We start from the raw sequence: 13,058 nt of genomic DNA on the forward strand, positions 1-13,058 counted from the left end.
TACGGCCGCACCGGCGTGTCGCCGTGCCGACACGCACGCTCGCGGCGGAAGGCTGAGTCAGGTTACCGACACCCAGTTCAGGGTCCGCTCCACGGCCTTGCGCCAACCCGCGTAACCCTCAGCCCGCTGGTCGTCGGTCCACACCGGCGTCCACCGCTTGTCCTCCTGCCAGTTGTCCCGCAGCTCGGACGGATCGGCCCAGAACCCGACCGCCAGGCCGGCCGCGTAGGCGGCGCCCAGCGCGGTGGTCTCGGCCACCACCGGGCGCACCACGTCCACGCCCAGCACGTCGGCCTGGATCTGCATGCACAGGTCGTTGCCGGTGACCCCGCCGTCGACCCTCAGCTCCTCGAGGCGGACGCCCGAGTCTGCCGCCATCGCGTCCACCACGTCGCGGCTCTGGTAGCAGATCGCCTCCAGCGTCGCGCGGGCCAGGTGCGCGTTGGTGTTGAACCGGGACAGCCCTACGATCGCGCCGCGGGCATCGGACCGCCAATACGGCGCAAACAACCCGGAGAACGCCGGGACGAAGTACACGCCGCCGTTGTCGGGGACCTGACGCGCCAGCGCCTCGCTCTGGGCGGCACCGCTGATGACGCCCAGCTGGTCGCGCAGCCACTGCACCGCCGCGCCGGTCACGGCGATCGAACCCTCGAGGGCGTACACCGGTTTGGCGTCGCCGAACTGATAACAGACCGTGGTCAACAACCCGTTACCGGACCGCACGATCTTCTCGCCGGTGTTGAGCAGCAGGAAATTACCCGTGCCGTAGGTGTTCTTCGCCTCACCCTCGGACAGGCACACCTGGCCCACCATGGCCGCGTGCTGGTCACCGAGCATCCCGGCGATATGCACCTCCCCGCCGACGGGACCGGCCTCGAGGGTGACGCCGTACGGTTGGCGCGGCGCCGACGGCGCGATCGCCGGCAACATCGCGCGCGGCACCCCGAAGAACGACAGCAGCTCGTCGTCCCAGTCCAGGGTCTCGAGGTTCATCAGCATGGTCCGGCTCGCGTTGGTGACGTCGGTGACGTGCACGCCGCCGCGCGGGCCCCCGGTCAGATTCCACAGCACCCAGGTGTCGGCGGTGCCGAACAGGGCATCACCGTTTTCGGCGGCCGCCCGCACCCCGTCGACGTTCTCCAGGATCCACTGCAGCTTCCCGCCGGAGAAGTACGTCGCCGGCGGCAGGCCCGCCTTGCGGTGGATCACGTCGCCGCGGCCGTCGCGTTGCAGCGCCGACGCGATCCTGTCGGTGCGGGTGTCCTGCCAGACGATCGCGTTGTAGTAAGGCCGCCCGGTGTGCCGGTTCCAGACCAGGGTCGTCTCGCGCTGGTTCGTAATCCCCAGCGCGGCAAGGTCATCGGCGGCCAGGTTGGACCGGTTCAGCACCGACATGAGCACCGAGGAGGTGCGCTCCCAGATTTCGACCGGGTCGTGCTCGACCCAGCCGGCGCGGGGCAGGATCTGCTCGTGCTCGAGTTGGTGACGGGCCACTTCGGAACCGGTGTGATCGAAGATCATGCAGCGGGTGCTGGTGGTGCCCTGGTCGATGGCGGCTACGAATTCAGCCAACTGCTGTCCTCCCCGAGCGGTGAACGTCACTGTCCATGATGGTCTACCCGGCCGGCTTGCGTTACCGCCGGTAAACCTGTTGCATCGGCGGTGTGGGCGAAGAGGTCAAGCGCACCACCTACAACCGCTCGCATCGGCGGGAATATCGGCGCAAGGTGCAGCAGTGTCTGGACGTCTTCGAGACGATGCTGGCGCAGTCGCGCTTCGATTCCGACCGGCCGCTCACCGGCATGGAGATCGAGTGCAACCTGGTAGATGCCGACTACCAGCCGGCCATGTCGAACCGGTACGTGCTGGAGGCCATCGGCGATCCGGCGTACCAGTCCGAATTGGGCGCCTACAACATCGAATTCAATGTGCCACCGCGGCCGCTGCCCGGACACACCGGGCTGGACCTGGAGTCCGACGTGCGGGCCAGTCTCAACGACGCCGAGAACAAGGCGAGCGCGCGCGGCGCCCACATCGTGATGATCGGCATCCTGCCCACGCTGATGCCCGAGCATCTGGACACGGGCTGGATGAGCGAATCCAAGCGTTACGCGGCGCTCAACGACTCGATCTTCACCGCCCGCGGCGAGGACATTCCGATCAACATCTCCGGCCCCGAGCCGCTGAGCTGGCAGGCGGTGTCGATCGCACCCGAATCCGCTTGCACGAGCATGCAATTACATCTGCAGCTGGCGCCGGAGGACTTCGCCGCCAACTGGAATGCGGCCCAAATGGTGGCGGGCGCGCAGCTGGCGCTCGGCGCGAATTCGCCGTACTTCTTCGGCCACCAGCTGTGGTCGGAAACCCGCATCGAGCTCTTCGCCCAGAGCACCGACACGCGGCCCGAGGAGCTCAAGACGCAGGGTGTGCGGCCGCGGGTGTGGTTCGGCGAACGATGGATCGACTCGGTGCTCGACCTGTACAAGGAGAACATCCGCTACTTCCCGTCGCTGCTGCCCGAGGTGTCCGACGAGGACCCGAGCGCCGAGCTGGCCGCCGGCCGCACCCCGCACCTGTCCGAACTGCGCCTGCACAACGGCACCGTGTACCGGTGGAACCGGCCGGTCTACGACGTCGTCCAGGTCGACGGCGTGGGGCGCCCGCACCTTCGGCTGGAGAACCGGGTGCTTCCGGCCGGCCCGACCGTGGTCGACATGCTTGCGAATTCGGCGTTCTACTACGGCATGCTGCGCGGCCTGTCGGAGTCGGATGAACCTCTTTGGAGTACAACGGAATTCGCCGTGGCTCAGGAGAATTTCTTCGAGGCGGCGCGCCACGGCATAACGGCGCGGCTACGCTGGCCGGGGCTGGGCGACGTGCCGGCGCGGGAACTGGTGCTCGACACGCTGCTGCCGATCGCCCACGAGGGGCTGCGCCGCTGGGGTGTCGACGCCGAGGTGCGCGACCGGTTCCTCGGTGTGATCGAGGGCCGCGCCAAGTCGGGCCGCAACGGAGCCGGCTGGCAGGTCTCGACCGTGCGTACGCTGGAAGACGGCGGGATGACCCGGCCCGCCGCGTTGGCCGAGATGCTTCGGCGCTACTGCGAGCACATGCACGCCAACGAACCCGTGCACACCTGGGATCACTGACACGCGATCGGACGGGGGAATCATGTCATCCGAAGTAATGGACTGGGACAGTGTCTACCGCGGCGAGGGCGAATTTCAGGGCCCGCCGCCCTGGAACATCGGCGAGCCGCAGCCTGAGTTGGTGGCGCTGATCGCGGCCGGCAAGTTCCGCAGCGACGTGCTCGACGCCGGCTGCGGTTTCGCCGAGTTGTCCCTGGCCCTCGCGGCCCGGGGCTACACCGTGGTCGGCATCGACGTCACGCCGACCGCCATCGCGGCGGCCACCAAGGCGGCCTCCGACCGCGGCCTGAGCACGGCCGGCTTCGTCCAGGCCGACATCACGGACTTCTCCGCTTATCCGGAGGGGTCGGCCGGCCGGTTCAACACGGTGGTCGACAGCACGCTGTTCCATTCGCTGCCCGTCGAGGCCCGCGACAGCTACCTGCGCTCCGTGCACCGCGCGGCGGCCCCGGGCGCGAGCTACATAGTGCTGGTGTTCGCCAAGGGCGCCTTCCCGGCCGAGATGGAAACGAAGCCCAACGAGGTCGACGAGGCCGAGCTGCGCGACGCGGTGAGCAAGTACTGGGAGATCGACGAGGTCCGGCCGGCCCACATCCACGCGAACATCCCGGACGCCCCCGACGCGCCCTTCGAGATGCCGCCGCACGACCGCGACGAGAAGGGCCGGATGAAGCTGCCCGCCTACCTGCTGACGGCGCACAAGGCGGACTAGTGTCCTGAGTCAGGGCCTAGTGCCCTGCAGGAAGAGGCCCGCGAGGCTGTGGCCGATGTTCTCCAAACCGGACACGACGCTGTTCGCGGTGAAGGGCAGTGTTCTGTTCGGGCTATGTACCCGTCGCCGCGGTCGCCGCGATCAGCGCCTCGGCGAAGGCCTCGAGGTCGTCGGCGGTGGTGTCGACGTGCGGGGAAATCCGCAGGAGCGGCGCGGCGAGCTGCAGGGGCGCCCGCTGGACGCCGACGAACGTGGTCAGGATCCGCCGCTCGGCCAGCAGCCAGTCCCGGACGGCCTGGGGATCGGCGCCGTCGACGGGGGCCAGCGTGGTGATCGCGCTGGGCTCGTCCACCTCTTCGACCACCGCCCACCCGGCCACGTCGGCAAGCGTCGTCCGGCTGACGCTGCCCAGTTCGGCCAGCCGCGCCCGCACCGCCCGCGGCCCGAACGCGAGATGCTCGCCGAGCGCCAGCGAAAAGCCCACGCGCGCCGCGACATTGGCTTCGCCGAATTCCAGCTGCTGGGCCACGCTCACCGGCGGCGCCCACTCCGGCGCGGCCAGCCGCGGCCGCAGGCGCTCGAGGAGATCTGGGCGCGCCGCGAGGCCCCCGACACCGCGCGGCCCGGCGATCCACTTCCGCGACGACGCGTAGGTCACGTCCGCGCCGACCTCGCAGTCCACCTGCCCCAGCGCCTGAGCGGCGTCCACGACCAGCGGCAGGCCCAGCTCGCGGCAGAGCTGCGCCACCATCGGGAGCGGCTGCACCACACCGCTGTGGCTGGCCACCGCCGTCAGGTGGACGAAGTCCGGCGGCTCCTGGTCGAGGGCCAGCGCCGCGTCATCGAGCGCGACCCGGCCGTCCTCGAGGGTCGGCAGCAGCTGGCGGGAGAAGCCGTGTGCCGCCAGCATTGCGAGGTTGGGCCCGTATTCGCCGGGCAGACACGCTACCGTGCGGCGGTCCGCCGGCCACGCGCCCAGCAACAGGTCGAGCGCGTTCAGGGAGCCCGTGGTCAACACCACCTCCGCGTCGGGCATGCCGCACAGCGCGGCGAACGCGAGCCGACCGGCGTCCAGCACCGGTGTGGCCGCCTCGGCCGCGATGTACCCGCCGATCTCGGACTCGTGCCGGGCGTGCCGGGCGCACGCCTCGATCACCGCGAGGCTCTGCCGCGAACAGGCTGCGCTGTCCATGTGCAGCCCCGCCACGGGCGGCCGGGCCGCCCGCCACCGGTCGGCCAGCGCATCGATCGTGGTCACTTCACGGCCAGCGACAGCCCGAAGTCACCGGCGACGTCGGTCCACCACCGGGTGCGGCGCAGGCCCGCTGCGGCCAGTTCCGCGCTCACCCCGCCCGGACGGAACTTGCACGACACCTCCGTCAGCATTTCCTCCCCGGCCGCGAAGTCGACGGTCAGCCCCAGGGCGCCGACACGCACGCGCTGCCGACGGTCGGCGCGCAGCCACATCTCGATGCGTTCCTCTCGCGCGTTCCAGCGCGCGACATGCCCGTAGGCGTCGACGTCGAAGTCGGCGTCGAGTTCCCGGTTGATCACCGCGAGCACGTTGCGGTTGAAGGCCGCCGTCACCCCGGCGGCGTCGTCATAAGCGCGCACCAGCCGATCGACGTCCTTGACCAGGTCGGTGCCCAGCAGCAGGCTGTCCCCCGGCCCCATCTGCGCGGCCAGGGCCGACAGGAATGTCGCGCGGGGACCGGGCGTGAGGTTCCCGATCGTCGAGCCCAGGAACACGAACAGCCGCCGCCCGCCGCGGGGAATCTCGGCCAGGTGCTCTTCGAAATCCCCGCACACAGCGTCGATTTCGACCCCCGCGTACTCGCGCTGGATCGCCGTCGCCGCGGTCGACAGGACCGTGGCATCCACATCGAACGGAACGAACCTGCGCAGACGCCCGCGGTCGCGCAGCGCGTCGAGCAACATCCGTGTCTTCTCCGATGTCCCGCTGCCCAATTCGACCAGGGTGTCGGCGTCGCTGGCCGTCGCGACCTCGGCGGCGCTGGCGCGCAGGATCTCCGCTTCCGCGCGGGTGGGGTAGTACTCGGGCAACCGGGTGATCTGGTCGAACAGCTCGCTGCCCACCGAATCGTAGAACCACTTCGGCGGCAACGACTTTGGCGACTGCCGCAGGCCGTCCGATACATCGCGGCGCAGCGCGCGGTACGCCGAGTCGGCTTCGAGGTGGTTGGACAACGACAGCGTCATCACAATCCTTTCGGGTCAATGCAGCGGGGTCAGCGTGACGCCGTCGGCGGTCACTTCCACGAGGTGGTGGTCCGGCACGTCCTCCCAGCCGGCGTCGTCGTCGTACGGCTCGCTGGCCAGCACCGTGCCGTCGCCGCGGCGCAGGATGGACAGCGTGTCGCCCCAGGCCGTCGCGAGCAGGCGAGATCCGTTGGCGGCCAATATGTTCAACCGGGCATTGGGGTCGGCCGCGGCGACCTCGGCGACTGTGTCGCCCAGCGCGTCCAGCCCCCGCGCGAAGACGACCGCCGCCAGTCTCGCGCTGTCACAGGCCGATTCGGCATTCGGAGTGGTGGGCAACGCCGCGCGGTCCACGACCCCGTTGTGCGACAACAGCCATCGGCCGTCGGTGAACGGCGCCGTCGCGCTGGCCTCGATCGGCATGCCGACGGTGGCCGAGCGCACCGCGGCCACCACGCAGTGGCTGCGCAGCGCCGGCGCGACGGAGCCGAACGACACGTCGCCCCAGAGCGGCGCCGGGCTGCGCCAGCGACGGGGCACCGAACCATCGAAGAATCCGACGCCCCACCCGTCGGCGTTCAGCAGCCCGTGCTTCTGCCGGCGCGGGGCGTACGACTGCACCCGCAGCCCGTACGGCGGGTCCAGCACCAGCGAGGACACCGCGACGTCGGTCCCGAGCCAGCCAAGGTGACGGCACATCAGCCGTTGTCCCCGGCGTCCCAGGCCAGGCGGACGCCGGAGAAGATCTGACGCCGGTAGGGATGGTCCCAGTTTCGGAAGCTGGGCCGCACGATCCCCGGCTCCACGGCCCACGACCCGCCCCGCAGGATCTTGTAGTCGCCGTCGAAGAACGGCCGCGAGTACCGCTCGTAAATCATCGGCACGAAACCCGGCCACGGCCGCAGCGGCGAGGAGGTCCACTCCCAGACGTCGCCCAGCATCTGCTCCACCCCGTACGCCGAGGCGCCGCCCGGGTACGCGCCGACGGGCGCCGGGCGCAGCGCCGCACCGCCCAGGTTGGCGACAGCTTCCGACGGCGGCCCCGATCCCCACGGGAAGCGGCGGCGCGCGTTGGCCGCCGGGTCCCACGCGCAGGCCTTCTCCCATTCGATCTCGGTGGGCAGTCGAGCGCCGGCCCAGGCGGCGTACGCCTCGGCCTCGAAGTAGGTGACATGCTGCACCGGCTCGTCGGCCGGAACGTCTTCGACGTGGCCGAACCGGACGCGCGTCGTACCGTCGGCGCTCCAGAACTGGGGAGCCGTCAGACCCGCCCGCTGCCGGTGCTGCCAACCCCGCTCCGACCACCAGCGCGAGTCGCGGTAGCCGCCGTCGTCGATGAAGTGCCGCCATTCGCCGTTGGTGACCGGCACCCGGCCGATCCGGAAGGCCGGCAGGTCGACCACGTGGGCGGGTCGCTCGTTGTCCAGCGAGTACGGCTCGGTCGCGGCGTCCACCCCGAGGACGAACGGCCCGGCGGGCACCAGCACCGAGGCACCGGCCAGGCCCGGCCTGCCGGGCGGCAGGCCGGAGGTGTCGCGCAGCAGCGGCGCGCCGCTGCGCAGGTTCAGCGCCTGCAACATGGTCTCGCCGTGTTGGTTCTCGTGGCTCACCACCATGCCGAAGGTGAAGTCGCCGGCACCGTCGGGTTCGTCCGGCAGCGCGTCGAGGGCGTCCAGCACGGCGGAACGCACCGTCCCGCAGTACGACCGCGCCTGCGTCGGGGACAGCAGCGGCAGATCGACCCGGCTGGCCCGGGAGTGCACGAAGGCGTCATAGAGTCCTTCGACCGATGCCGGCAGCAGGCCGGGCCGCGCCGGGTCGCCGCCGCGCAGCAACCACAGCTCTTCCTGCTGGCCGATGTGGGCCAGGTCCCACACCAGCGGGCTCATCAACGGGTCGTACTGCCGGTACAGTTCCGCGTCCTCGAAGTCGACCAGGCGCAGCGTGCGCGTGCGCGCCCGCGCGAGATCGTCGGCGAGTCTTTCCCGGTTCACAGCCCCCCTTGCGGGCATCGCGCGGCCTGCGAGACCGTGGCCGCGATGCCGTGTTCGATCACCTCGTCGGAGAAGTCATCGCCCGGACATCGGCCCTGGTCGACGTTGCGCGCCAGGCGTTGCATGGCATCGGCGAGGTCGGCGGGCGCCCTTTCGGCCGCGACGGCCACGCACCGGGCGGCGGCCGCGTGCAACCGCCGGTCCCGCAGGCCGGCGCGGGCCGCGACGTCCCAGGCGGTGGCCACCGGCGCGACGGCCTCCGCCGCGATGTCGGCGGCGACCGGGTCGTCGAGGAGGGTGACCAGCGTGAACACCATCGCCGGCCAGAACGCGTCCGGGGCGCTGTCGAGGTACCGGATCTCCAGCCAATGCCGGGGGCGCACCGGCGGGAACAGCGTGGTCAGGTGGTATTCCAGGTCGGCGACGGTCGGGCGGCGGCCACCGAGCGGCACGCGGCCGTCGGCCCAGTCGGCGAACGGCACCCAATGCGTGACCGCCGCCGGCTCCGGATCGTTCACCATCATCACGGGGGCCTTGAGCGCGTAGCGCGCCCAGTCGGTGCCCGGATCGTCACCGCTGGCGCCCAGGATGGGCCCGCAGCGCGCGGAGTCCATCCGGCCCCACACCCGCTGCCGAGTAGACACCCACCCGGTGAATTCGCCGCCCAGCATCGGCGAGTTGGCCGTCATCGCGATCATCGTGGGCCCCAGGGCGTGCGCCAGCCGGACCCGCGCGGCCCACCCGTCCCTAGGTCCGGCATCCACATTGACCTGGACGGACGCGGTGGACGTCATCATCGAGGCGCCCGCCTCCCCCGAGCGGCTGGTGGCGAAGAACTCCTCCATGGCGGCGTACCGCGCGCCAGGGTTGACGCGTTTGGGGGGCCGCAGTGGGTCCGCGCCGAGATACACCAGGCCGAGGCCGGCGTCGGCGAACGCCGAGCGCAGCACGGACTGGTCGCGGGCCATGCCGTGGATGGCGGACAAGACCCCGCCGGCGGGCGGGCCGGACAGTTCGACGGCCCCGCCGGGCTCGACGGTGACCCGGCTGCCGCCCGGCAGGGCGGGCAGCGACCCGATGACGCCGGTGATCTCCTCCCAGCCCGGGCGGCGCAGCGGATCGGCCGGGTCGTGGCAATGGGCCTCCACCTCGAGGCCGACGCGTTCGAGCGGGCCGTCGGCCAGGCAGCCGTCGGCGATGTACGCGGCCGCGGACGAGGAGTCGGCCAGCTCGGCGCCCGGCGCGCGAGGATGCAGCTGTGAGTCCGCGCTGGTCATCGCGGCGAACGTCATATCACGACCCCTTCGGGCCCCGGCATGCGCGAGCATGCCGTGCGGACCGTTTGTTGCGCTGCGGGCGGACGATTATCGACCCCTACTTCATCTAGCAGACGGCACCGACATATTCCCGTTCCCGCGATTTCCCAAGCACCACCCCGATCGCCTACTGACCCAGCGCGTTCTGCATGGCCCCCGCCAACACGCTGACCGCGGGTCCGCCGTTGCCAGCCTGGCAAACTTTCGCCTGCAGCAACACGTTTTCGCGCAGCCTGGTTTGATTGAAGCACCGCCGGTCGGTGCCGGCTTCTTGCTTGGTCCAGTTCTCGTCCGCGGCGCCCGGCGGACCGCCGTCGAACGACCACACCTGCGTCGTACCGTTGTCCAGGTGCAGCGCCGTCGTTTGCCCAGCACAGCCAACGGTTCGGTCGGTGACCCGGTGGAACGCCCGCCCGGCGGCGTCGTTGCCGGCGAACACCCCGACGGCTTGCTTGACGAAATGGGTCTGGTCGCTGGCCGACGTCTGCGTGACGGCGCCGTTGAACGACGCCAGGTCGGGGTCGTCGTACACCTCGGGCAAACCGATGTCGGCCCAGTTGTTGCACGCCGGAAGGTCGACCCAGTCGCCCTGCACCGGCTGGGTGAACACCGACTCCCACCCCATCGGACCGCCCACGATGTTGCCGACCGACCCCTTGCCCAGGACCGCGTAGTTCACCACCCCGGGCTCCGACGGGTGTGCGGTTGCCGCGGGAATCGTGACCGCGCCTCCCGCCGCCAGAGCGACGCCCACCACCGCGGCGGAGATCCGGATGGACATGGAGCCGATCATGCCAGGGGCGTCGAACGTCGAGTTGTGGGGCCGAATACCGCCCGAGACGCCCGACGACTCGACGTTGGACGCCTGGTTATTGACCCCGCACGCCCTCCTCGACCTTCTTGCCCAGGTCGGGGTCGACGTTGCGCCAGTACTCGAACACCCGCGACAGCACCGGCTCCTTGACCCCCTTGGAGACGTGGCCGATGATGTTGTGCGCCAACCGATCCCGGGCCGCGTCATCGAGGACCTCGCGCACCATGGTGCCGGCCTGACCCCAGTCGTCGTCCTCGGCGTGCAGCGTGTAGGCGGCGCGGACCATGTCGCCGTCAGCGTGCCACCGGACCTCCGCGGCGCGCGCCGGGTCGGCGTGCGGGCCCCCGTAGGAGTTGGGTGCGTAGACGGGGTCGGAGACGTTCTTCACCCGCATCGCGCCGTCCTTGGAGTAGCTGTTCACCTCGACCTTGGGTTCGTTGACCGGGATCTGGCGATAGTTGGTGCCCAGCCGCGCGCGGTGCGCGTCCGAGTAGGAGAAGCCGCGGGCCTGCAGCATCTTGTCCGGGCTCAACCCGGTGCCGGGCACGGTGTTGTTCGGCTCGAACGCCGCCTGCTCTATCTCGGTGTGGTAGTCGGTGACGTTGCGGTTGAGCGTCATCCTCCCGACATCGATCAAGGGGTAGTCGCCATGCGGCCACACCTTCGTCAGGTCGAACGGGTTGAACCGGTAGGTCCTGGCCTCCTCGTACGGCATGACCTGCATCTTGAGCGTCCAGCTCGGGTGGTCCCCGCGCTCGATCGACTCGTACAGGTCGCGCTGGTGGTAGTCGCCGTCCTCGCCGGCCAGCCGGTCGGCGTCCTCCTGGGTCAGGAAATCGATGCCCTGGTCGCTGATGAAGTGGTACTTCACCCAGAAGATCTCGCCGGCGGCATTGATCCAGCTGTAGGTGTGGCTGCTGTAGCCGTTCATGTGGCGCCAGTTCTTCGGAATGCCGCGGTCGCCCATCAGCCAGGTCACCTGGTGCGCCGACTCCGGCGACAGCGTCCAGAAGTCCCACTGCATGTTGTGGTCGCGCAGGTTCCTTGCCTGCGTCCGTTTTTGAGACCTGATGAAGTGCTGGAACTTCAGCGGGTCGCGCATGAAGAACACCGGGGTGTTGTTGCCGACCAGGTCGAAGTTGCCCTCGGTCGTGTAGAACTTCAGCGCGAAGCCGCGCGGGTCCCGCCACGTGTCTGGGCTGCCCCGCTCGCCCGCGACGGTGGAGAACCGGGCCAGCATCTCGGTCTTGGCGCCGGGCTGGAACACCGCGGCCCGGGTGTACTGGCTGACGTCGTTGGTGACCTCGAACTGGCCGAAGGCGCCGCCGCCCTTGGCGTGCGGCTGGCGCTCCGGGATGCGCTCCCGGTTGAATTGCGCCATCTGTTCGATCAGGTAGTGGTCCTGCAGCAGGATCGGGCCATCGGGGCCGACGGTCAGCGACTGGTCGTCGCTGGGCGCAGCGATGCCGGCGTCATTGGTCGTGAACCGCTCCGTCATTTCGCTATCTCCTCACTGGCCGAATTCACGGCGCTTGAATAGTCAACGGCCCCAACAACATTCGGCACGAGACCGTCAATCTTCCCCTCGCCCGGCCACATTCCACCCTATGCCTCCCGTCTGGAACGTTTCAAGAAAAGCTAGGCAACCCTAGGGTGTCTGCGGGCGTGGCGCCGGCGCGCTGGGCGACGGTGCAGCCGGCGTCTGGCTCGGGCCGCCCGGACCGGCCGGGCCGCTCGGACCGAACGCCGGCGGGGGCCCACCGGGGTACGGGGCCGGCGGATACATGCCGGGTCCGCCGGGCCACCCGTACGGCCCGTTGCCCGGTCCGGGGCCCCCGGGTTTGAACATCATGCCGTGGTGATGCCAGGAATGGCAGTAGTGGTGATGGCCGAGGATGATGGCGCCGGCGAAGAACACGGTCGACACGATGAACACGATGCCGGCGACGATGACGACCCACGCGGCGGCCGCATACAGCCTCGGCGGCTTGAGTCGCGCCGGTGGTGACGGGGGCGGGGCCGCGGCGACGGACGCCGGTCGCGTCGTGGGTTCGGGTGTTTCGGTCATGTCTTGAATACTGCCCCGCGCGGCGGCGGCAATAAACAGGTCGGCGGGACAACTTGCTGTGAATTGCCCCTGAGAGGGGTTTCGAGCGCCGGGTAGCCCGGCGCTCGCGCGAGCGCCGGGCTAGGACTTGTTGAGGACTTGTTTGAGTTGGTGCCCGCCGGGGCGCCGGAATTACCGGGGCGGGGCGACGGACGAGGGGACCTGACCGGGCCCCGGTGCGCCCGGCGTCACCGATGCCGGGCCGGCGCCCGGCCCATTGCCCGGAGCGAACGCCGGGCCTCCGGCGCCGGGGCCGCCCGGACCGCCCGGACCGCCGGGACCGAAGCGGTGCGGGTGCATCATCATCGCGTGGTGCTTGTGGCCGTGGTGGCCGTGGCCTTGGTGGCCGAGCGCCATTCCGGTGAAGAAGATGACCGAGACGATGAACACGATCCCGGCGACGATCGCGACCCACGCCGCGGCGATGAAGACGCGAGGGGTCCGGTAAGGCGCTATCTCCGCTGGCGCGGGCGCCGGTGCAGTTGCGGTGGAAGACCGCACGGTGGGGGTTTCCGATGTTTCACTCATGAGACTCATGATGAAGCTGATAACAGCAGTGGCGGCTATGCACTACTTATGTAGCAGCTGTGAGCTGAAGACCCGGCCTACCTGGTGAGATACCGCTCACCGGATCGGTTCGGATAGCTGTGGTCACCGAGTTGGACCGCGGGCAGGGCACCGGGGCACCGACCGAGCCGGAAGGTCACCGGCCCCGCGCTGCGGCCAGATCGTGCGCTGCCAGG

12 protein-coding genes are annotated in these 13,058 nt (G+C 70.1%); 2 read left to right on the forward strand and 10 right to left on the reverse strand.

All coding sequences use genetic code 11. The features are described 5' to 3' along the window. Window positions 1-57 precede the first annotated feature (57 nt). Window positions 58-1,605 (reverse strand): glycerol kinase GlpK, encoded by a 1,548-nt coding sequence (gene glpK / locus G6N56_RS15410; RefSeq protein WP_085258251.1) that lies wholly within the window; start codon window positions 1,603-1,605, stop codon window positions 58-60. Window positions 1,606-1,667: 62 nt separating this feature from the next. Between glpK and G6N56_RS15415 the strand changes: the two genes are divergently transcribed. Together G6N56_RS15415 and G6N56_RS15420 are read left to right on the forward strand one after the other, a co-directional pair. Then, window positions 1,668-3,152 carry a glutamate-cysteine ligase family protein gene (locus tag G6N56_RS15415; protein ID WP_085258252.1) on the forward strand — a complete coding sequence of 495 codons (1,485 nt, stop codon included), beginning with the start codon at window positions 1,668-1,670 and terminating at the stop codon, window positions 3,150-3,152. 22 nt (window positions 3,153-3,174) lie between these two features. Further along, window positions 3,175-3,864 carry a class I SAM-dependent methyltransferase gene (locus G6N56_RS15420; protein WP_085258253.1) on the forward strand — a complete coding sequence of 230 codons (690 nt, stop codon included), beginning with the start codon at window positions 3,175-3,177 and terminating at the stop codon, window positions 3,862-3,864. Window positions 3,865-3,976: 112 nt separating this feature from the next. Here the strand turns inward: G6N56_RS15420 and egtE are convergent, their stop codons facing one another. The 9 genes from egtE to G6N56_RS15465 all read right to left on the reverse strand — a co-directional run bounded on the left by egtE (window position 3,977) and on the right by G6N56_RS15465 (window position 12,852). Beyond that, on the reverse strand, window positions 3,977-5,122 hold the full coding sequence (gene egtE / locus G6N56_RS15425) for an ergothioneine biosynthesis PLP-dependent enzyme EgtE (RefSeq protein ID WP_085258254.1): 1,146 nt from the start codon (window positions 5,120-5,122) through the stop codon (window positions 3,977-3,979). Beyond that, entirely contained in the window at window positions 5,119-6,084 is a 966-nt protein-coding gene (egtD, locus tag G6N56_RS15430; protein ID WP_085258255.1) for an L-histidine N(alpha)-methyltransferase, read from the reverse strand. Before egtD ends, egtE begins: the two co-directional genes overlap by 4 nt. Before the next feature lie 15 nt (window positions 6,085-6,099). Next, window positions 6,100-6,783 carry an ergothioneine biosynthesis protein EgtC gene (gene egtC, locus G6N56_RS15435; RefSeq protein ID WP_085258256.1) on the reverse strand — a complete coding sequence of 228 codons (684 nt, stop codon included), beginning with the start codon at window positions 6,781-6,783 and terminating at the stop codon, window positions 6,100-6,102. Then, the gene (egtB, locus tag G6N56_RS15440) at window positions 6,783-8,096 is read right to left on the reverse strand and encodes an ergothioneine biosynthesis protein EgtB (RefSeq protein WP_085258257.1); all 1,314 of its coding nucleotides are present in this window, start codon (window positions 8,094-8,096) and stop codon (window positions 6,783-6,785) included. Before egtB ends, egtC begins: the two co-directional genes overlap by 1 nt. Continuing rightward, on the reverse strand, window positions 8,075-9,370 hold the full coding sequence (gene egtA, locus G6N56_RS15445; RefSeq protein WP_085258258.1) for an ergothioneine biosynthesis glutamate--cysteine ligase EgtA: 1,296 nt from the start codon (window positions 9,368-9,370) through the stop codon (window positions 8,075-8,077). Before egtA ends, egtB begins: the two co-directional genes overlap by 22 nt. 151 nt (window positions 9,371-9,521) lie before the next feature. After that, window positions 9,522-10,169, reverse strand: coding sequence for a sensor domain-containing protein (locus tag G6N56_RS15450; protein WP_142280844.1), 648 nt, complete (start codon window positions 10,167-10,169; stop codon window positions 9,522-9,524). 94 nt (window positions 10,170-10,263) lie between these two features. Then, the gene (locus G6N56_RS15455; protein WP_085258259.1) at window positions 10,264-11,706 is read right to left on the reverse strand and encodes a catalase; all 1,443 of its coding nucleotides are present in this window, start codon (window positions 11,704-11,706) and stop codon (window positions 10,264-10,266) included. 150 nt (window positions 11,707-11,856) lie between these two features. Then, on the reverse strand, window positions 11,857-12,276 hold the full coding sequence (locus tag G6N56_RS15460; protein ID WP_085258260.1) for a hypothetical protein: 420 nt from the start codon (window positions 12,274-12,276) through the stop codon (window positions 11,857-11,859). A gap of 171 nt (window positions 12,277-12,447) precedes the next feature. Continuing rightward, entirely contained in the window at window positions 12,448-12,852 is a 405-nt protein-coding gene (locus G6N56_RS15465; protein ID WP_324616603.1) for a hypothetical protein, read from the reverse strand. Between the last annotated feature and the right edge of the window lie 206 nt (window positions 12,853-13,058).

The organism is Mycobacterium saskatchewanense (assembly GCF_010729105.1).
GTDB lineage: Bacteria > Actinomycetota > Actinomycetes > Mycobacteriales > Mycobacteriaceae > Mycobacterium > Mycobacterium saskatchewanense.

Excerpts from the sequence above, each read along its gene's own strand:
- G6N56_RS15420 (WP_085258253.1), top strand. The coding sequence starts at position 3,175 with ATGTCATCCGAAGTAATGGACTGGGACAGTGTCTACCGCGGCGAGGGC.
- egtD (WP_085258255.1), bottom strand. The coding sequence starts at position 6,084 with ATGACGCTGTCGTTGTCCAACCACCTCGAAGCCGACTCGGCGTACCGC.
- egtC (WP_085258256.1), bottom strand. The coding sequence starts at position 6,783 with ATGTGCCGTCACCTTGGCTGGCTCGGGACCGACGTCGCGGTGTCCTCG.
- egtB (WP_085258257.1), bottom strand. The coding sequence starts at position 8,096 with ATGCCCGCAAGGGGGGCTGTGAACCGGGAAAGACTCGCCGACGATCTC.
- egtA (WP_085258258.1), bottom strand. The coding sequence starts at position 9,370 with ATGACGTTCGCCGCGATGACCAGCGCGGACTCACAGCTGCATCCTCGC.
- G6N56_RS15455 (WP_085258259.1), bottom strand. The coding sequence starts at position 11,706 with ATGACGGAGCGGTTCACGACCAATGACGCCGGCATCGCTGCGCCCAGC.
- G6N56_RS15460 (WP_085258260.1), bottom strand. The coding sequence starts at position 12,276 with ATGACCGAAACACCCGAACCCACGACGCGACCGGCGTCCGTCGCCGCG.
- G6N56_RS15465 (WP_324616603.1), bottom strand. The coding sequence starts at position 12,852 with ATGAGTCTCATGAGTGAAACATCGGAAACCCCCACCGTGCGGTCTTCC.